Consider the following 17,099-nt stretch of genomic DNA (forward strand, 5'->3'; position numbering starts at 1 on the left):
GCCCCCAACAGCCCCGGCGCCCACAAGGCTCCGGGGCTGTTGTCGTGTGTGCGTTTGATCCGAAAGATGAATCGGATGCGCCATATTCGTTCTTTTTTTCGAACATCCTATTGCCCTGTACCCCCATTGATCCTAGGATTCGTTTGAGATTTCAAACGCTCTGTCTCCCGTGCGCTCTTTCATTTTTTCTGCGCGCTGGGGCTGATTTCCCTGACGGCAGCCCACAAGGCGCCTTTCAACAACTCTAATTCGCTCCGCGTGCGCGCGGTGCTGTTAAGGAAAGCCGACATGCAGCTTAAAGACACCCAGTTGTTCCGCCAGCAAGCCTTTATCGATGGCGCTTGGGTCGATGCGGACAATGGTCAAACCATCAAGGTCAACAACCCGGCCACGGGCGAGATTCTCGGCACCGTGCCGAAGATGGGCGCCGCGGAAACCCGCCGCGCCATCGAAGCCGCCGACAAGGCCCTTCCAGCCTGGCGTGCACTCACCGCCAAGGAGCGCGCCAACAAGCTGCGCCGCTGGTTCGAACTGCTGATCGAAAACCAGGACGACCTCGGCCGCCTGATGACTCTCGAACAAGGCAAGCCGCTGGCCGAAGCCAAGGGCGAAATCGTCTACGCCGCCTCGTTTATCGAGTGGTTCGCTGAAGAAGCCAAGCGCATCTATGGCGACGTGATCCCCGGCCACCAGCCCGACAAGCGCCTGATCGTGATCAAGCAGCCCATCGGCGTGACCGCAGCCATCACCCCGTGGAACTTCCCTGCGGCGATGATCACCCGCAAAGCCGGCCCGGCCCTGGCCGCCGGTTGCACCATGGTGATCAAGCCAGCCTCGCAAACCCCGTTTTCGGCCCTGGCCCTGGTTGAGCTGGCGCACCGCGCCGGTATCCCCAAAGGCGTGCTCAGTGTGGTCACCGGCAGTGCTGGCGACATCGGCGGCGAGCTGACCAGCAACCCGATCGTGCGTAAATTGTCCTTCACCGGCTCGACCGAAATCGGTCGCCAGCTGATGGCCGAATGCGCCAAGGACATCAAGAAAGTCTCCCTGGAGCTGGGCGGTAACGCACCGTTCATCGTGTTCGACGACGCCGACCTGGATAAGGCCGTCGAAGGCGCGATCATCTCCAAGTACCGCAACAACGGCCAGACCTGCGTCTGCGCCAACCGCCTGTACATCCAGGATTCGGTGTACGACGCCTTCGCTGAGAAGCTCAAGGTGGCGGTGACCAAACTGAAGATCGGTAACGGCCTGGAAGACGGCACCACCACCGGCCCGCTGATCGACGAAAAAGCCGTGGCCAAGGTGCAGGAACATATCGCTGATGCCCTGAGCAAAGGCGCCAAGCTGTTGGCCGGTGGCAAGGTGATGGAAGGCAACTTCTTCGAACCGACCATCCTGGTCGACGTGCCGAAAAACGCCGCCGTGGCCAAGGAAGAAACCTTCGGCCCGCTGGCGCCACTGTTCCGCTTCAAAGACGAAGCCGAAGTGATCGCCATGTCCAACGACACCGAGTTCGGCCTGGCCTCCTACTTCTACGCCCGCGACCTGGGCCGGGTGTTCCGTGTGGCCGAGGCCCTGGAATACGGTATGGTCGGCGTCAACACCGGGTTGATCTCCAACGAAGTGGCGCCGTTCGGCGGCATCAAGGCTTCGGGCCTGGGCCGTGAAGGCTCCAAGTACGGGATCGAGGACTACCTGGAAATCAAATACCTCTGCCTGGGCATCTAAGGCACGGGATTGCAGCAAACGCAGAGGGCACGAGAGCGCTGCCCCTTTGCGTGTTTCACATGGTTATTCGCAGTGGCCGGGAAAGCTGTGGCAGTCGATCATCGCATGCTGCCGTAGTTGCCTCCCCGCCACCTATCCTTGAGCCACGCCGCCCGATGAGCGGCGAATGAGGACTTTATGAGCAAGACCAACGCTTCCCTGATGAAACGCCGCGAAGCCGCTGTACCGCGCGGTGTTGGCCAGATTCACCCGATCTTCGCTGACTCCGCGAAGAACGCCACCGTGACCGACGTTGAAGGTCGCGAGTTCATCGACTTCGCCGGCGGTATCGCCGTGCTGAACACCGGCCACGTGCACCCGAAAATCATCGCGGCCGTGACCGAGCAGCTCAACAAGCTGACCCACACCTGCTTCCAGGTATTGGCCTACGAGCCCTACGTAGAAGTGTGCGAAAAAGTCGCCGCCAAGGTGCCAGGTGATTTCGCCAAGAAAACCCTGCTGGTTACCACTGGTTCCGAAGCGGTAGAAAACGCCGTGAAAATCGCCCGCGCCGCCACGGGCCGTGCCGGCGTGATCGCCTTCACCGGTGCTTACCACGGCCGCACTATGATGACCCTGGGCCTCACCGGTAAGGTGGTGCCTTACTCGGCCGGCATGGGCCTGATGCCGGGCGGCGTGTTCCGTGCGCTGTACCCCAACGAACTGCACGGTGTGAGCATCGACGACTCCATCGCCAGCATCGAGCGTATCTTCAAAAACGATGCCGAGCCGCGTGATATCGCTGCAATCATCATCGAGCCGGTACAGGGCGAAGGCGGTTTCTACGTCGCGCCAAAAGCCTTCATGAAGCGCCTGCGCGAACTGTGCGACAAGCACGGCATCCTGCTGATCGCCGACGAAGTGCAAACCGGTGCCGGGCGTACCGGTACCTTCTTCGCCATGGAACAGATGGGCGTTGCCGCCGACCTGACCACCTTCGCCAAATCCATCGCGGGCGGCTTCCCGCTGGCCGGTGTGTGCGGCAAGGCCGAGTACATGGACGCCATCGCTCCAGGCGGCCTGGGCGGCACCTATGCCGGTAGCCCGATTGCCTGCGCCGCGGCCCTGGCCGTGATGGAAGTGTTCGAAGAAGAGCACCTGCTGGACCGCTGCAAGGCCGTGGGCGAGCGCCTGGTGACTGGCCTCAAGGCCATTCAGGCCAAGTACCCGGTGATCGGCGAAGTGCGTGCCTTGGGCGCGATGATCGCGGTCGAGCTGTTCGAAGACGGCGACACCCACAAGCCAAACGCTGCCGCCGTTGCCTCCGTGGTGGCCAAGGCACGTGACAAGGGCCTGATCCTGCTGTCCTGCGGTACCTACGGCAACGTATTGCGCGTACTGGTGCCCCTGACCTCGCCGGACGAGCAGTTGGACAAGGGCTTGGCGATCATCGAAGAGTGCTTCTCCGAACTCTGACACGCCCGTTCCTACGAAAAACAAAAAAACCGCTTCGGCGGTTTTTTTGTGCCTGCTTCATTGTACGCACGCGCCTGCATTGTCTAAGGTGCAAGCATTGCCGATGGAGCGTGCTGGATGACTGCTGTTGATTTACCCGCTGTACCCCGAGTGTTAATCGCCGAAGCAGACCCTTGGTCGCGGGACCTGCTCAAGCAAGTGCTGTTGAATGTGCGCTGTGACGCACGGCTGGATGTGTGCGCCGATGGGCAACACGCCGCCACGCTGTTGGGCGAAAAAACCTATGACCTGATCTTGGCCGATTGGGAGCTGCCGGGCGTGGATGGCCTGAGCCTGCTGCGCAGCGTGCGCCAGAAACGCCGTTCGCTGCCGTTTATCTTGCTGAGCAGTCGCAACGACAGTGCCAGCGTGCGCGAAGCCTTGCCCCTGGCGCCCACCGCCTACCTCACCCGCCCGCTGAACATGGAAAGCCTGACCCAGCGCCTGCAAGACCTGCTGCTCAACGAAGGCGAAAGCGTGTACTGCGAAATCCCACCGCTGGCGCCGGGCATGACCTTGCCCGCCTTCCTTGAGCGGCGCCGCGAGGTCTGCGATGGCGCGCCGCTGCGCGTGGATGTGAAAGCTGCCGTGCAACGCAGCCTCGGCCCCGAAGGCCTGGACCTCAAGCAGTTGGAAGGCCAGGTGCACAGCGACCCGCAAATCACCGCCGTACTCATCGCCGCCGCCAACAGCGCCGGCTACCACGGCACGCCGGTGCAGACCCTGTCAGAGGCCCTGCATAAGTTGGTGCCCGGCCAGAGCATGAATCTCATCCTGGGCCTGGCGCTCAAGCACAACGTGGTGTTGGGTGACCCCGGGCTGGTGGCCTACGCCGAGCGGCACTGGCAACTGTCCCAGGACAGCGCCGACTACGCCCGGCGCCTGGCGCGCATGCTAGAGCTCGATCACGAGCGTTGCTACAGCGCCTGCATCCTGCATCGCTTGGGCGACTTGGCTTTGTTGCGCTGCCTGGAAGACTGGCGCCAGGGCGGTGGCGCCCTGGATGACCAAACCATCGGCGAATCCCTTGAGGCCTTTGGCGCCGCCTACGGTTCGGCATTGCGCACACGTTGGCGCTTGCCGCTGGAGTTGCGGCAGTTGATCGCGGGGATCTATTCACTTGAAGGCGGGGTGTATTCGCGCGAAGCCCTGGTGGTGAACCTGGCGGTGCAAATGGCGCGGCTGACCGAGCACGAAGGGCTCGAAGAACTGGCAGGCAGCAAGACCGCGCGGCTGCTCAAGGTAGGCTTGTCGGAACTGACCCGAGTGCGCAAAACCTGAAACACACACCGACCCACTGTGGGAGCTGGCTTGCCTGCGATAGCGGTGGGTCAGTCAAGACGCCATCGCAGGCAAGCCAGCTCCCACAGTGGGTCGGTGTTAACCGGCGATAACGCGGTTCTTGCCCTGGCGCTTGGCCTCGTACATCGCCGCATCCGCTCGCGCAAACAGGCTGTCGAGGGTGGAGTCATCTTCGCGCAGGCCGGCCAGGCCTTGGCTGACGGTCACATTGAATTCATGCCCTTCGTAGCTGAACACCAATGCCTGGATTTCCTTGCCCAACCGCTCGGCAACCTGCAGGGCCATCTCCGGTGGGCAACCCGGCAGCACAGCAGCAAATTCTTCGCCGCCAACGCGTCCGAACAGGTCGCCACGGCGCAATACCCCGCGACCGCTCTCGGCGATGCGCCGCAGCACCTGGTCGCCCTCCAGGTGGCCATAGGTGTCGTTGATGTCTTTGAAATCATCGATGTCCAGCAACAGGAACGCCAGCGGCGTGCCCTGCGCGCAGGCATTGTCGAACGCCTGGTTGGCGAGTTCGAAGAAGTGTCGCCGGTTGCTGCTTTGGGTCAGTACGTCGGTGGTGGCGAGGCGATGCAGTTCCAGCTCAAGTTGCTTCTTTTCGGTGATGTCTTCGGCGATGCCCACCACGATCAGCGCTTCACCGGGCACCACCTGCTGGTTGATGTAGCACTTGTCGCTCAACCAGCGGATCTGCCCGTCAGCGGTGATGATGCGGTACTCGCGGTCCTCCACGGCGCCCTGTTCCAGCACACGGGCCAGGCTGTGTTCGGCGTAGTCGAGGTCTTCGGGGTGAACGCTGTTGCGCCATTCGCGGTGGTCGGCCAGCAGCAGGCCGGCAGAGCGGCCAAACAGGCGCTCGTACGCCGGGCTCACATACAGCACGCGGCGTGTTTCCCAGTCGATGGCCCAGAGCACGGCGTTCACGCTGACCAGCAGGGAACTGAGCAGTTGCTCACGCTCACTCAGCCGCTCGACTTCACCTTGAGCATGCATGAGCGCCAACAGGGTCGCCGCCGCGGCCGGGCGCGGCGGCTCTGCGGTGGGCACATCGGGCAGGCTGGGCTTTTCGTGAACCATCGGTACAACTCTCTCTGGGCGCGCCGCAGGTGCAAAAGCGGTCACTACAAGGGGTCACCATGATGGCGAAGTGTTCTTTGAGAGAGGGGAATTGCGGTGAAGTTCCGTGAACGGCGTGGATTGACGGTGCCCGGAAAATGACGCCAAAAAGCCAGTGCGTGGGAGGGCGAACCCTCCCACGGCGCCCTCACGCTGCTGTAGGACGCAACGAGTAAGTCTTCAACTGGTGGGCAAAATCGCGCAGGGATTGGATGCCACTGGCCTCGGCTTCATGCACCCATTCCTTGATCGCCGCCAGCATGTCGTGGCCGTTGGAACTGGTCTTGAGCCAGATCTGCTGCAGCGCCAGGCGCTTTTCGTAGATCACGGTCAGGGCATGGCTGTGTTCCAGCATGCTCTGGATGCGCAGGTGATGGCGGTCTTCCAGCAAGCTGGTTTCCCGCGACAGCAGGCGCTTGGCGCGGTGGAACTGGTGGCGTACCGAATGATCGACCTTCTCCAGCTCCTGCTTGACCAGCGGGCCAATCACCAACTTGCGGTATTGGGCCATGATCTGGAAGCGGTTGTTGAGGATCGCCATGGCGGTGTCCATGTCCAGGCTGCCCTTGCCTTCGACGCGGTGGGCGATGGGCGCTACACGCTGCACCTTGGCCAGGCGCAGGAAGCTGAACACCTTGATCCAGGCCCAGCCCAGGTCGAACTCCCACTTCTTCACCGACAGCTTGGCCGAGTTAGGGTAGGTGTGGTGGTTGTTGTGCAGCTCTTCGCCGCCGACGATGATGCCCCACGGCACCAGGTTGGTGGCGGCGTCACGGCATTCGAAGTTGCGATAGCCCACGGCATGCCCCAGGCCGTTGATCACGCCGGCGGCCCAGAACGGGATCCACATCATCTGGATCGCCCAGATAGTGATACCGATGGTGCCGAACAGCAGCAGGTCGATCACGCCCATGAGCGCCACGCCCAACAGCGGGTAGCGCGTGTAGAGATTGCGTTCGATCCAGTCGTCCGGGCAGTTTTTGCCGTAGATACGCAGGGTCTCGGGGTTTTCCGCCTCGGCGCGGTACAGCTCGGCACCTTTGCGCAGCACGGTGGACAAGCCCTTGATCACCGGGCTGTGCGGGTCATCGACGGTTTCGCATTTGGCGTGGTGCTTGCGGTGGATGGCGGTCCACTCGCGAGTGTTCTGCGCCGTGGTCAGCCACAGCCAGAAGCGGAAGAAGTGTTTAAGGCCGGCATTGAGCTCGAGCGAGCGATGGGCCGAATAACGGTGCAGATAGACAGTGACCCCAATAATGGTCACGTGGGTCATCAACAGCGTGACTGCCACCAGTTGCCAGGCGGACAGATCAAGAAAACCGTTGTACCACATAGGCTGTATGGCCCTCAGATAAAGAAAAAAACAGCACCCGCATTATCACTTCCTTTGCAGATAAAACCAGTCACCGTTTCAGATAAGACTTACAAAGTGTTTCCTCCTCTATAATCCTGATCCTTTGTAGGGCGATTCTGGTTATTTAGTAAGGATTACTAAGCATATGCTGTTTTCATACCGAGGTGCCCTACGTGCGGGGTTGGTGTACCTGCTGGTTTCCATCCTTTGGCTCCAGCTCAGCCATTACCTATTAATCAACTTTATCGATGAACCCTTGGAGCAGGGACGCTGGCTGCAAGCGCGCGGTTATGTGTGGGTCAGCCTCAGCGCCTTGCTCATTTACTGGATTGGCTGGCGTTTTGCCCGTGCCCATGCGTTGCAACAACCCCTGAAAGAGAACCGCGAGCGCCTGCGTCAGGCCGCTGCGGTGTTCGATTGCACCCGCGAAGGGGTGCTGGTCACCGATACCCAGGGGCTGATCGTGCACGTCAACCGCGCGTTTATGGAGATCACCGGCTACCAGCGCGACGACGTGATGGGCCAACGGCCAAGCCTGTTCAAGTCCGGGCGCCACTCGGCGCATTTCTACCAGCAAATGTTCCATGCCCTGCAAAGCACCGGCGAGTGGAGCGGCGAAATCTGGAATCGACGTAAAAGCGGCGAGGTGTACCCCCAGTGGCAAACCATCCGCGTGATTCACGATGACCAGGGCCAGGTCAGCCACTACGTGGCGGTGTTTTCGGACATCAGCGCCATGAAGAACTCCGAGCACGAATTGGCGCACCTGGCACACCATGACCCGCTCACCGACCTGCCCAATCGCCTGCTGTTCACCGATCGCGCCGAGCAGGCCCTGGCCTCCGCGCAGGTGCATAAACGTGGCTGCGCCCTGCTGTTGATGGACCTGGACCACTTCAAGATCATCAACGACAGCCTGGGCCATAACGTTGGCGATCAATTGCTCAAGTTGGTGGCCGAACGCCTCAGCGGCCTGTTTGGGCCGGGGGTTACCCTGGCGCGCCTGGGGGGCGACGAGTTTGCCGTGCTGGCCGAAAGCTGCCCGCAGGTGGTGCAAGCGGCGGCCTTGGCGCAGCGCATGCTCAACGCCATGAAGGATCCGTTCATTTTTGACGGCAACCAGCTGTTTATCAGCGCCAGTATCGGTATCAGCCTGTTCCCCAGTGACTCCCTGAGCGCCGAGCAATTGCTGCGCAACGCCGATTCCGCGTTGTTCAAGGCCAAGAGTGCTGGGCGCGAAGGCTACGCGTTGTATACCGAAGAGCTGACCGCCCACGCCCAACACCGGGTAGAAATCGCCGGCGAGCTGCGTCGCGCCCTCGACCAACATGAGCTGCGCGTGTATTACCAGCCGGTGCACGACCTGCACGACAGCCGTTTGGTCGGCGTTGAAGCACTGGTGCGCTGGCAGCACCCGGAACGCGGCCTGGTACCGCCGGGCGAGTTCATCCCCATCGCCGAGCGCACCGGGTTGATTGCCGACATCGATGCGTGGGTGATGGACCAGGCCTGCCGCCAGATGTGCCAATGGCTGGCCGACGGCGCGCCGCTGAGCTTTATCGCAATCAATGTCTCCAGCCGCCTGTTTGCCCGGCGCGAGCTGTATGAGCAAGTGGCCCAAGTGCTGCACACCACTGGGCTGGACCCGGCCTTCCTGGAGCTGGAAGTCACCGAGAGCGCCGTGATGGACGACCCGGAAGTCGCGTTGGAGCAACTGCACCGCCTGCGCGAACTGGGCCTGCGCCTGGCGGTCGACGACTTTGGCACCGGCTATTCCTCGTTGCTGCGCCTCAAGCGTCTGCCGGTGCAGAAGCTCAAGATCGACCAGGGCTTTGTGGCGGGCTTGCCGTGGGACGAAGACGACGCGGCGATTGTGCGCGTGGTGATCGCCCTGGCCAAAAGCATGGGCATGCAGGTGCACGCCGAAGGAATTGAGCAGGTGGAACAGGCGCGGTTCCTACTGGATCAGGAATGCGACATGGGCCAGGGGTACTGGTTTGGACGGCCGATGCCGGCTGATGAAATCGACTGGACCCGAGCACCTCTGATCCGCCAGGACTGACGCGGTCAATGTGGGAGCCGGGCTTGCCCGCGAAGGCGGTGTGTCAGTCGCTGCATGTGTTACTGCACCACCGCTTTCGCAGGCAAGCCAGCTCCCACAGGGTTCTGCGGCGACTGTGCATGAGCGTTTTTTCTGTGGAAACCCTTGCAACCCCATGCCCTATCAGAAAATTCTTTCTGGTTATATAAACATTCTTAAATAGTATTTTTAAGAATATCCGCGCTTATCTACTATCGCCCTCACGCCGCAAGCAGTGCCGCCACTGCCAGGCACTACTCATTTTCAGGAGCGAGACCATGAGCGCATCTCTACGTAGCGTTGACGGCCAGGACGAAGCAGCCATTTTGCGTGAAATCCAGAGCGCCCTGCGCGACCTGCGGTTTGGCGCGGTGGAAATCACCGTACACAACGCCCAAGTGGTACAGATCGAACGCAAGGAAAAATTCCGTCTGCAGAACCCCGGTAACAAACCGAGCTGAGCAAGAACGGCGATAGACCCGCAATTACAAGAAAAGCCAACACTCAAGAATTTCAGGAGCTTCTATGTCGTCGATTCGCCGTTATGCCTTGGCCGCATTGGCCAGTGCCGTGTTTGCCGGTTCCGCCGTTGCCAAGGACTACGAGTTGCTCAACGTCTCGTACGACCCCACCCGTGAGCTGTACCAGGATTACAACGCTGAGTTCACCAGCTTCTGGAAACAGTCCCACCCCGGCGACAACGTCAAGATCCAGCAGTCCCACGGTGGCTCGGGCAAGCAAGCACGCGCAGTGATTGACGGCCTGCGCGCCGACGTAGTGACCCTGGCCCTGGCCGGTGACATTGATGAAGTCGCCAAGCTGGGCAAGACCCTGCCGGAGAACTGGCAGACCCGCCTGCCGGACGCCAGCACCCCATACACCTCCACCATCGTGTTCCTGGTGCGCAAGGGCAACCCCAAAGGCATCAAGGACTGGGGCGACCTGATCAAGAAAGACGTGTCGGTGATCACGCCCAACCCGAAAACCTCCGGCGGTGCACGCTGGAACTTCCTCGCCGCCTGGGCCTACGGCCTCAAGGCCGGCGGCAGCGAAGCCAAGGCCCAGGAATACGTCAAAGAGCTGTTCAAGCACGTGCCGATACTGGACACCGGCGCGCGCGGTTCTACCATTACCTTCGTCAACAACGGCCAGGGTGACGTGCTGCTGGCGTGGGAAAACGAGGCGTTCCTGGCCTTGAAGGAAGACGGCGGCGCCGACAAGTTCGACATCGTCGTGCCTTCCCTGTCGATCCTGGCGGAACCGCCTGTGGCCGTTGTGGACAAGAACGCCGAGAAAAAGGGCAACACCGAGATCGCCACCGCGTACCTCAACCACCTGTACAGCCCGGCGGGCCAGGAGATTGCGGCGAAGAACTTCTACCGTCCACGGGATGAAAAAGTCGCCGCCAAATACGCCCAGCAGTTCCCGAAACTGGACCTGGTGACTATCGACAAAGACTTCGGCGGCTGGAAAACTGCCCAACCGAAATTCTTCAATGACGGTGGCGTGTTCGACCAGATCTACACGGCGCAATAAGCCAAAGTACCTGTAGGGGCCTGACTTTCTGTAGGGACTGGGCTGGTGTGGGAGCTGGCTTGCCTGCGATAGCATCACCATGGTGTGGCTGATACACCGAGGTGCCTGCATCGCGGGCAAGCCCGGCTCCCACAGAAAAGCCAGCTGCCACAGAACGCACGCTCCTACAGTGGTTTCTACCCTTTAACCAAGGACTCTTATGTCGCGTCGTATCTCCCCCGTCATACCCGGCTTCGGGCTGACGCTGGGCTACACCGTGGTGTACCTCAGCCTGATCGTACTCATCCCCCTGGCGGCGATGTTTGTACACGCCGCTCAACTCACCTGGGATCAGTTCTGGAACATCATCTCCGCGCCTCGCGTGCTGGCGGCCTTGAAGCTGAGCTTCAGTACCGCGCTGTACGCCGCACTCATCAACGGTGTGATTGGCACTTTGTTGGCCTGGGTGCTGGTGCGCTACACCTTCCCCGGGCGCAAGGTCATCGACGCGATGATCGACCTGCCGTTCGCCCTGCCCACCGCCGTCGCCGGTATCGCGCTGACGGCGCTGTACGCGCCCAACGGCCTGGTCGGCCAGTTTGCCGCCGACCTGGGTTTCAAGATCGCCTACACCCCCCTGGGTATCACCCTGGCGCTGACCTTCGTCACGTTGCCCTTCGTGGTGCGCACGGTGCAGCCGGTACTGGCCGACATCCCCCGGGAAATCGAAGAGGCCGCCGCCTGCCTCGGCGCCAAGCCGTTGCAGGTGTTCCGCTACATCCTCGTGCCGGCATTGTTGCCCGCCTGGCTGACCGGCTTCGCCCTGGCGTTTGCCCGAGGCGTGGGTGAGTACGGGTCGGTGATCTTCATCGCTGGCAACATGCCGATGAAAACCGAAATCCTGCCATTGCTGATCATGGTCAAGCTCGACCAATACGACTACCGCGGCGCCACCTCCATTGGTGTGCTGATGCTGGTGGTGTCCTTTGTCTTGCTGCTGCTGATCAACCTGTTGCAGCGGCGCATCGAACGTCCATAAGGAGGCGCGGAACATGTCCCAATCGTCTATTTCCGCCGCGTCCTCGGCCAACGCCGCTCGGCGTGGCAGTGCGACCTCGCGACGTATCCTGATCGGCCTTGGCTGGCTGGTATTCGTCCTGTTTCTGCTGCTGCCATTGCTGGTGGTGGTGTCCCAGGGCTTGAAGAACGGCCTCGGCACGTTCTTCACGGCAATCCTTGAGCCAGACGCGCTGTCGGCGTTGAAACTCACGGTGATCGCCGTGCTGATTTCGGTGCCGCTCAACCTGGTGTTCGGCGTCAGCGCCGCCTGGTGCGTGAGCAAGTACTCGTTCCGTGGCAAGAGCATCCTGGTCACGCTGATCGACCTGCCGTTCTCGGTCTCGCCGGTGATCGCCGGCCTGGTGTACGTGTTGATGTTCGGCGCCCAGGGCTTCTTCGGGCCGTGGCTGCAAGAGCATGACATCCAGATCGTGTTCGCCCTGCCGGGCATCGTGCTGGCGACCATCTTCGTCACCGTGCCGTTCGTGGCCCGTGAGTTGATCCCGCTGATGCAGGAGCAGGGCACCCAGGAAGAAGAAGCCGCGCGCCTGCTGGGCGCCAATGGCTGGCAGATGTTCTGGCATGTCACCGTGCCGAACATCAAGTGGGGCCTGATCTACGGCGTGGTGCTGTGTACGGCGCGGGCCATGGGTGAGTTCGGCGCGGTGTCGGTGGTGTCCGGCCACATTCGCGGCGTCACCAACACGCTGCCGCTGCATGTCGAGATTCTCTACAACGAATACAACCACGTTGCCGCGTTTGCGGTGGCCAGCCTGTTGCTGATCCTGGCGCTCTTCATCCTGCTGCTCAAGCAGTGGAGCGAGAACCGAATCAACCGCCTGCGCAACAGCGCGGGTGAGGAATAAGTCATGTCGATCGAAGTCCGTAATGTCAGCAAGAACTTCAACGCCTTCAAGGCCCTGGACAGCATCAACCTGGATATCCAGAGTGGCGAGCTGGTGGCGTTGCTGGGCCCGTCCGGCTGCGGCAAGACCACGTTGCTGCGCATCATCGCCGGCCTGGAAACCCCGGACGCCGGCAGCATCGTGTTCCATGGTGAAGACGTCTCCGGCCACGATGTGCGTGATCGCAACGTGGGCTTTGTGTTCCAGCACTACGCGCTGTTCCGCCACATGACCGTGTTCGACAACGTCGCTTTCGGCCTGCGCATGAAGCCGAAAAACCAACGCCCCACCGAAAGCCAGATCGCGAGCAAGGTTCACGAGCTGCTGAACATGGTGCAGCTCGATTGGTTGTCCGACCGCTACCCGGAACAACTTTCCGGTGGCCAGCGCCAGCGTATCGCCCTGGCCCGCGCCTTGGCGGTGGAGCCCAAGGTTCTGCTGCTCGACGAGCCGTTCGGCGCCCTTGATGCCAAGGTGCGTAAAGAACTGCGCCGCTGGCTGGCGCGCCTGCACGAGGACATCAACCTGACCTCGGTCTTCGTGACCCACGACCAGGAAGAGGCCATGGAAGTCGCCGACCGTATCGTGGTGATGAACAAGGGCGCGATCGAGCAGATCGGTTCACCGGGCGACGTCTACGAAAACCCGGCCAGCGACTTTGTCTATCACTTCCTGGGGGACTCCAACCGCCTGCATTTGGGCGAAGACAAGCACCTGCTGTTCCGTCCCCACGAAGTGTCGTTGTCACGCCATGAACTGGAAGATCACCATGCGGCGCAAGTGCGGGATATTCGGCCGTTGGGCGCGACTACTCGCGTGACCTTGAAGGTCGAAGGCCAAAGCGAGTTGATCGAGGCCGAAGTGGTGAAAGACCATGACAGCCTCACCGGGTTGGCGCGGGGCGAGACCCTGTTCTTCAAACCCAAGGTCTGGCAAAAAGCCTAATAACACTGCAAAACCCTTGTGGGAGCCGGGCTTGCCCGCGATGGCGGTGTGTCAGTCGACAGTTATGCCAACTGATCCACCGCCATCGCGGGCAAGCCCGGCTCCCACATTGGATGTTCAGTACTTGTTAGACCGTGGCGTTTTTCCCGCGTACTCCCACCGGCCCAGAGCGCTCTTCAATCTGGCGCTTGAGGTCCTGCCGCAACCCCAGCAAAAACGCCAACTCCGCCACCACAAACAACGGCCCTACGATCAGCCCCGACACATCATCCACAAACGCAGGCTTCCTGCCTTCGTAGTAATGCCCGACGAACTGAATCACCCAGCCCACCACAAACATCCCCACGCCGCTGCTCAGCCACACCGCCGTGCTTTGCGCCGCCAGCACATGCCCGGCCCACACCGACAAGCCCATCAGCACCGTCATCAACACGCCCAAGGCCAGTTCTAGGCGCAGATAAAACCACGCCGAAAACAACGCCAGCAGTACCGCAGGTGATAGCCACAGCCCGCCCATCGACCATTCGGGGCGCGACAACAGCACGGCCACCGCCACCACAATCAACGGAATACCGATGAAGTGGCTGGCGATGTTGCGTGGGTCGCGGTGGTATGCGGCGTATTGACTGAGGTGGTCGACGAGGCTTTTCATTGTTGTTCCTCCTGTAGGATGTTTGATCATGCCCTGTCAGTCGGTGCCTAACTGTCAATTGGGCGACAATCTTCGGAGTTCGCATGGACACAGGGACATGGCACGCGCAATTGGCTCGCGGTCATTGGTTCAGCCATTTGCCGCCTGACTTGCAGCGTAGCCTGCTGGGGGCGGCGCGGTTGCGTGTGCTGGCGACGGGGCAGTACCTGTTCAAGCGCGGTGACCCGCCGTGCGGCGTGTATGCGGTGCTGGAAGGCACGGTGCGCATCAGTGCGGTCAGTGCCCAAGGCAAGGAAGCGGTGTTGAGCCTGGTGGAAACGCCCTACTGGTTCGGCGAGATCTGCCTGTTCGACAACCTGCCGCGCACCCACGATGCCTTGGCCACGGGTGCTTGCAGACTGCTGCAGGTGCCGCAGGCGGCGATGCTCGGCATTCTCGAACAGCATCCGCTGTTCTGGCGGGAGATGGCACTGTTGATGAGCCATAAACTGCGGCTGTCGTTGATCAATATCGAACAGATGAGCCTGATGCCCGCTTCAAAGCGCCTGGCCCATCGGCTGCTGATGATCGCCCAAGGCTATGGCGAAGTTGAGCAGGCGCGCCGCGTGCTGCAACTGCCCCAGGAGGATCTGGCGGCGATGCTGGGCCTGTCGCGCCAGACCATCAACAGTCTGCTCAAGGCGCTGGAGCAACAGGGCATTATCGGCTTGAGTTACGGCGCCATCGAGATACGCGACCTCAATGGGCTGCGGCTGGCCGCGGGCCTATGAACCGCGATAGGTGGAGAAGCCGTAAGGGCTGAGCAGCAGCGGGATGTGGTAGTGCTGGTCGGCCTGCTTGACCTGGAAAATCACCGGCACCTCGGGGAAGAACGTCTCGCGGTTCGCCTTCTTGTAGTAATCGCCGGTCTTGAACACCACGCGGTACTCGCCCGGCTGCATGCTGCGGTTGGCCGGGAACAGCTCGGCGATGCGGCCTTGCTGGTTGGTCACACCTTCAGACAGCGACTGCCATTTATCGCCCACGTGCTGTTCCAGGGTCACGTTGACACCGGCGCTTGGCAGGCCGTTTTCCAGGTTGAGTACGTGCACGCTCAGGGGGTTGCCGTCGGCCAGGGCCAGGTTGCACAGGCCACTCAAGGTCAGTGCGGCAAGGGTCATGCTCAACGTTTTCATCGCGAAGTCCTTTTGAGGGAAGTGGAATCAAGGGGTGATTTTCAAGCCCAGTTGCTCGGCGGCTTGTACGGCGCAGGCTTCATCCTGCGCGGCGCCACCGGCACCGGCGATGCCCAGCGCACCGACCAGTTCGGCATCGGCAAACAGCGGCACGCCGCCGCCGAGCAACAGCAGCTCGGGCAAGCTGTTGAGGTTGGCGGCCTCGGGGTTATTACGCGCCCGTTCGGCAAACAGCCGGGTCGGGGTTTTTGTCGACAGCGCCGTGTACGCCTTGCGTTGGCTGGCGACGCTGTTGTGCGGGCCGACACCGTCAGCGCGCAGGCCCAGCAACAGGTTGCCACCGCGGTCGAGTACGGTCAGCGCCGCGGTGCAGTGGGCCAGGCTGGCGTCGGCCAGTTGGCGAGCGGTGTGCAGATCCAGCTCGGCATGGCGTGGTAATTGTGGTGCCGCCTGGGCGACGGTGGCCACGGCGAGGCTCAGGAACAAGGCAGTGCGGTACATAGTGAGGGCTCCAGAAAGCAGGCCAACACGGTAACCAGCGGACGCGGACAAAAGCCGCACAATTGGATGACAGGTTTGTAATCAAACTCAGGAGTTTGTGGTGGTTGTACCGGCCTCATCGCAGCGATGCAGCGACCCGACAAGCCAGCTCCCACAGGAGAATGGGTCACATCATGTGGGAGCTGGCTTGCCTGCGATGAGGCCCTTACAGCAAACACCGTACAACTACTGCAACCCCTCGCGAAACTGCCCCGGCGTCATCCCCGTCCAGCGCTTGAACGCACGATTGAAACTGCTGGTATCGGCAAACCCCAGCAAATGGCTGATCTCGGCCAGTGAGCACTGCGGGTCACGCAGGTGTAATAACGCCAGGTTTTGCCGGCACTCATTGAGCAAGGCGTCGAATCGACAGCCTTCATCGGCCAGATGCCGCTGCAAGCTGCGCAGGCTCAAGTGCAGCGCTTGGGCAATACGTTCGGCGCTTGGCTCGCCGTCTGGCAATTGCGTCTCGATGGCGGCGCGCACCTTGCGTTCCCAGGTCAACGGTTGCAGTTGGGCGAGGGTGCGCTTGAGCACGGTTTCGTTGTGTTCGGCCAGCTCCGGGTTGGCGTCGTCCAGATGGCTGTCGAAATCGCTGGCGGCGAATTCCAGGCGGTCTTCGTCGGCGGCAAACCATACCGGCGCGCGAAATACCCTGTGCCACGGCTCGGGGTCGGCGGGTTCCGGGCGCCGCAGGTAAACGGCCAACGGCGCATAGTCGCGACCCAGGCGGTTGCGACAGGTGCGTACGTAGATCGCCGCAAAGGCATCAATCGCTTCCGGCGCGGGCGCGGGGCTGCCTGGAGGTTGGAGCAGGCGAAAACGGTAGATGTCGCCGTGGCGGCTCAGCTCCAGGTCCAGGGCATCACTGACCACCTGGTGATAGCGCACGATGCGCTCGAACACCTCGCGCAAGCTGCCGCTGGCCACCAATGCGTAACCCAGCGCATGAAAGGTGGTGGGGCTGACAAACCGCGACACCCGCAGCCCAATCGCCGGGTCGCCACTGGCCTGTACCGCCAGCGTCCATAGGCGCGTGGTGGCCGACAACCGGTAGCGGGCGTTGGGGTCGTCCATCTGCTGCGGGTCCAGCCCGGCTTCGGCGCACAGCGCGGCGCTGTCGAGGCCCAGGGCGTCGAGCTGCTTGCGCAGGGCACGGGTCCAGCTGGCGAGGGAAGTGGGTTCGGTCATGGCAATTGGCGCTTGTGGTCAACAGATTGGCGTGCGC

General features: G+C 61.7%; 16 protein-coding genes. 10 read left to right on the forward strand and 6 right to left on the reverse strand.

Features of this window, described 5'->3' with window-relative positions:
• Positions 1-288: 288 nt before the first annotated feature.
• The 3 genes from gabD (at position 289) to BOP96_RS21095 (ending at position 4,506) form a co-directional block, all read left to right on the forward strand.
• Entirely contained in the window at positions 289-1,731 is a 1,443-nt protein-coding gene (gene gabD, locus BOP96_RS21085; RefSeq protein WP_003187552.1) for an NADP-dependent succinate-semialdehyde dehydrogenase, read from the forward strand.
• A gap of 177 nt (positions 1,732-1,908) precedes the next feature.
• The gene (gabT, locus tag BOP96_RS21090; protein ID WP_073453930.1) at positions 1,909-3,186 is read left to right on the forward strand and encodes a 4-aminobutyrate--2-oxoglutarate transaminase; all 1,278 of its coding nucleotides are present in this window, start codon (positions 1,909-1,911) and stop codon (positions 3,184-3,186) included.
• A 117-nt stretch (positions 3,187-3,303) separates the two neighbouring features.
• Positions 3,304-4,506, forward strand: a complete 1,203-nt coding sequence (locus tag BOP96_RS21095) for an HDOD domain-containing protein (RefSeq protein ID WP_073453932.1) — start codon at positions 3,304-3,306, stop codon at positions 4,504-4,506.
• A gap of 99 nt (positions 4,507-4,605) precedes the next feature.
• On the opposite strand, the gene BOP96_RS21100 is transcribed toward BOP96_RS21095, so the two are convergent.
• A complete protein-coding gene (locus BOP96_RS21100) occupies positions 4,606-5,607 on the reverse strand; it encodes a GGDEF domain-containing protein (protein ID WP_032894198.1) in 1,002 nt (333 codons plus the stop codon).
• Positions 5,608-5,794: 187 nt separating this feature from the next.
• Positions 5,795-6,979, reverse strand: a complete 1,185-nt coding sequence (desA, locus tag BOP96_RS21105; RefSeq protein WP_003187559.1) for a delta-9 fatty acid desaturase DesA — start codon at positions 6,977-6,979, stop codon at positions 5,795-5,797.
• Between the two features lie 166 nt (positions 6,980-7,145).
• Between desA and dibA the strand changes: the two genes are divergently transcribed.
• From dibA to BOP96_RS21135, 6 genes are all read left to right on the forward strand, one after another.
• Positions 7,146-9,062, forward strand: a complete 1,917-nt coding sequence (dibA, locus tag BOP96_RS21110; protein ID WP_073453934.1) for a phosphodiesterase DibA — start codon at positions 7,146-7,148, stop codon at positions 9,060-9,062.
• A 296-nt stretch (positions 9,063-9,358) separates the two neighbouring features.
• A complete protein-coding gene (gene oscA / locus BOP96_RS21115) occupies positions 9,359-9,541 on the forward strand; it encodes a sulfur starvation response protein OscA (RefSeq protein WP_003170956.1) in 183 nt (60 codons plus the stop codon).
• A 64-nt stretch (positions 9,542-9,605) separates the two neighbouring features.
• Positions 9,606-10,616, forward strand: a complete 1,011-nt coding sequence (locus BOP96_RS21120) for a sulfate ABC transporter substrate-binding protein (protein ID WP_014716420.1) — start codon at positions 9,606-9,608, stop codon at positions 10,614-10,616.
• 199 nt (positions 10,617-10,815) lie between these two features.
• On the forward strand, positions 10,816-11,634 hold the full coding sequence (gene cysT / locus BOP96_RS21125) for a sulfate ABC transporter permease subunit CysT (RefSeq protein ID WP_003187564.1): 819 nt from the start codon (positions 10,816-10,818) through the stop codon (positions 11,632-11,634).
• Between the two features lie 13 nt (positions 11,635-11,647).
• Positions 11,648-12,520, forward strand: a complete 873-nt coding sequence (gene cysW, locus BOP96_RS21130; RefSeq protein ID WP_014716421.1) for a sulfate ABC transporter permease subunit CysW — start codon at positions 11,648-11,650, stop codon at positions 12,518-12,520.
• Positions 12,521-12,523: 3 nt separating this feature from the next.
• On the forward strand, positions 12,524-13,504 hold the full coding sequence (locus tag BOP96_RS21135; RefSeq protein WP_073453936.1) for a sulfate/molybdate ABC transporter ATP-binding protein: 981 nt from the start codon (positions 12,524-12,526) through the stop codon (positions 13,502-13,504).
• 127 nt (positions 13,505-13,631) lie between these two features.
• Here BOP96_RS21135 and BOP96_RS21140 read toward each other — a convergent pair whose 3' ends face one another.
• The gene (locus BOP96_RS21140; protein ID WP_060767862.1) at positions 13,632-14,156 is read right to left on the reverse strand and encodes an Mpo1 family 2-hydroxy fatty acid dioxygenase; all 525 of its coding nucleotides are present in this window, start codon (positions 14,154-14,156) and stop codon (positions 13,632-13,634) included.
• Between the two features lie 83 nt (positions 14,157-14,239).
• On the opposite strand from BOP96_RS21140, the gene BOP96_RS21145 reads away from it, so the two are divergent.
• Positions 14,240-14,926: a Crp/Fnr family transcriptional regulator gene (locus BOP96_RS21145; RefSeq protein WP_073453937.1), complete on the forward strand. Its 687-nt coding sequence runs from the start codon at positions 14,240-14,242 to the stop codon at positions 14,924-14,926.
• On the opposite strand, the gene uraH is transcribed toward BOP96_RS21145, so the two are convergent.
• The 3 genes from uraH to BOP96_RS21160 form a co-directional block, all read right to left on the reverse strand.
• Entirely contained in the window at positions 14,921-15,331 is a 411-nt protein-coding gene (gene uraH / locus BOP96_RS21150; protein WP_073453939.1) for a hydroxyisourate hydrolase, read from the reverse strand. The genes BOP96_RS21145 and uraH overlap by 6 nt on opposite strands.
• Positions 15,332-15,358: 27 nt before the next feature.
• The gene (locus tag BOP96_RS21155) at positions 15,359-15,832 is read right to left on the reverse strand and encodes a GlcG/HbpS family heme-binding protein (RefSeq protein WP_073453941.1); all 474 of its coding nucleotides are present in this window, start codon (positions 15,830-15,832) and stop codon (positions 15,359-15,361) included.
• A gap of 225 nt (positions 15,833-16,057) precedes the next feature.
• Entirely contained in the window at positions 16,058-17,062 is a 1,005-nt protein-coding gene (locus BOP96_RS21160; RefSeq protein WP_073453943.1) for an AraC family transcriptional regulator, read from the reverse strand.
• Positions 17,063-17,099 lie beyond the last annotated feature (37 nt).

Origin of the sequence: Pseudomonas sp. FSL W5-0203 (assembly GCF_001896155.1) — a bacterium.
Lineage (GTDB): Bacteria > Pseudomonadota > Gammaproteobacteria > Pseudomonadales > Pseudomonadaceae > Aquipseudomonas > Aquipseudomonas paracarnis.

Excerpts from the sequence above, each read along its gene's own strand:
- gabD (WP_003187552.1), top strand. The coding sequence starts at position 289 with ATGCAGCTTAAAGACACCCAGTTGTTCCGCCAGCAAGCCTTTATCGAT.
- gabT (WP_073453930.1), top strand. The coding sequence starts at position 1,909 with ATGAGCAAGACCAACGCTTCCCTGATGAAACGCCGCGAAGCCGCTGTA.
- BOP96_RS21095 (WP_073453932.1), top strand. The coding sequence starts at position 3,304 with ATGACTGCTGTTGATTTACCCGCTGTACCCCGAGTGTTAATCGCCGAA.
- BOP96_RS21100 (WP_032894198.1), bottom strand. The coding sequence starts at position 5,607 with ATGGTTCACGAAAAGCCCAGCCTGCCCGATGTGCCCACCGCAGAGCCG.
- desA (WP_003187559.1), bottom strand. The coding sequence starts at position 6,979 with ATGTGGTACAACGGTTTTCTTGATCTGTCCGCCTGGCAACTGGTGGCA.
- dibA (WP_073453934.1), top strand. The coding sequence starts at position 7,146 with ATGCTGTTTTCATACCGAGGTGCCCTACGTGCGGGGTTGGTGTACCTG.
- oscA (WP_003170956.1), top strand. The coding sequence starts at position 9,359 with ATGAGCGCATCTCTACGTAGCGTTGACGGCCAGGACGAAGCAGCCATT.
- BOP96_RS21120 (WP_014716420.1), top strand. The coding sequence starts at position 9,606 with ATGTCGTCGATTCGCCGTTATGCCTTGGCCGCATTGGCCAGTGCCGTG.
- cysT (WP_003187564.1), top strand. The coding sequence starts at position 10,816 with ATGTCGCGTCGTATCTCCCCCGTCATACCCGGCTTCGGGCTGACGCTG.
- cysW (WP_014716421.1), top strand. The coding sequence starts at position 11,648 with ATGTCCCAATCGTCTATTTCCGCCGCGTCCTCGGCCAACGCCGCTCGG.
- BOP96_RS21135 (WP_073453936.1), top strand. The coding sequence starts at position 12,524 with ATGTCGATCGAAGTCCGTAATGTCAGCAAGAACTTCAACGCCTTCAAG.
- BOP96_RS21140 (WP_060767862.1), bottom strand. The coding sequence starts at position 14,156 with ATGAAAAGCCTCGTCGACCACCTCAGTCAATACGCCGCATACCACCGC.
- BOP96_RS21145 (WP_073453937.1), top strand. The coding sequence starts at position 14,240 with ATGGACACAGGGACATGGCACGCGCAATTGGCTCGCGGTCATTGGTTC.
- uraH (WP_073453939.1), bottom strand. The coding sequence starts at position 15,331 with ATGAAAACGTTGAGCATGACCCTTGCCGCACTGACCTTGAGTGGCCTG.
- BOP96_RS21155 (WP_073453941.1), bottom strand. The coding sequence starts at position 15,832 with ATGTACCGCACTGCCTTGTTCCTGAGCCTCGCCGTGGCCACCGTCGCC.
- BOP96_RS21160 (WP_073453943.1), bottom strand. The coding sequence starts at position 17,062 with ATGACCGAACCCACTTCCCTCGCCAGCTGGACCCGTGCCCTGCGCAAG.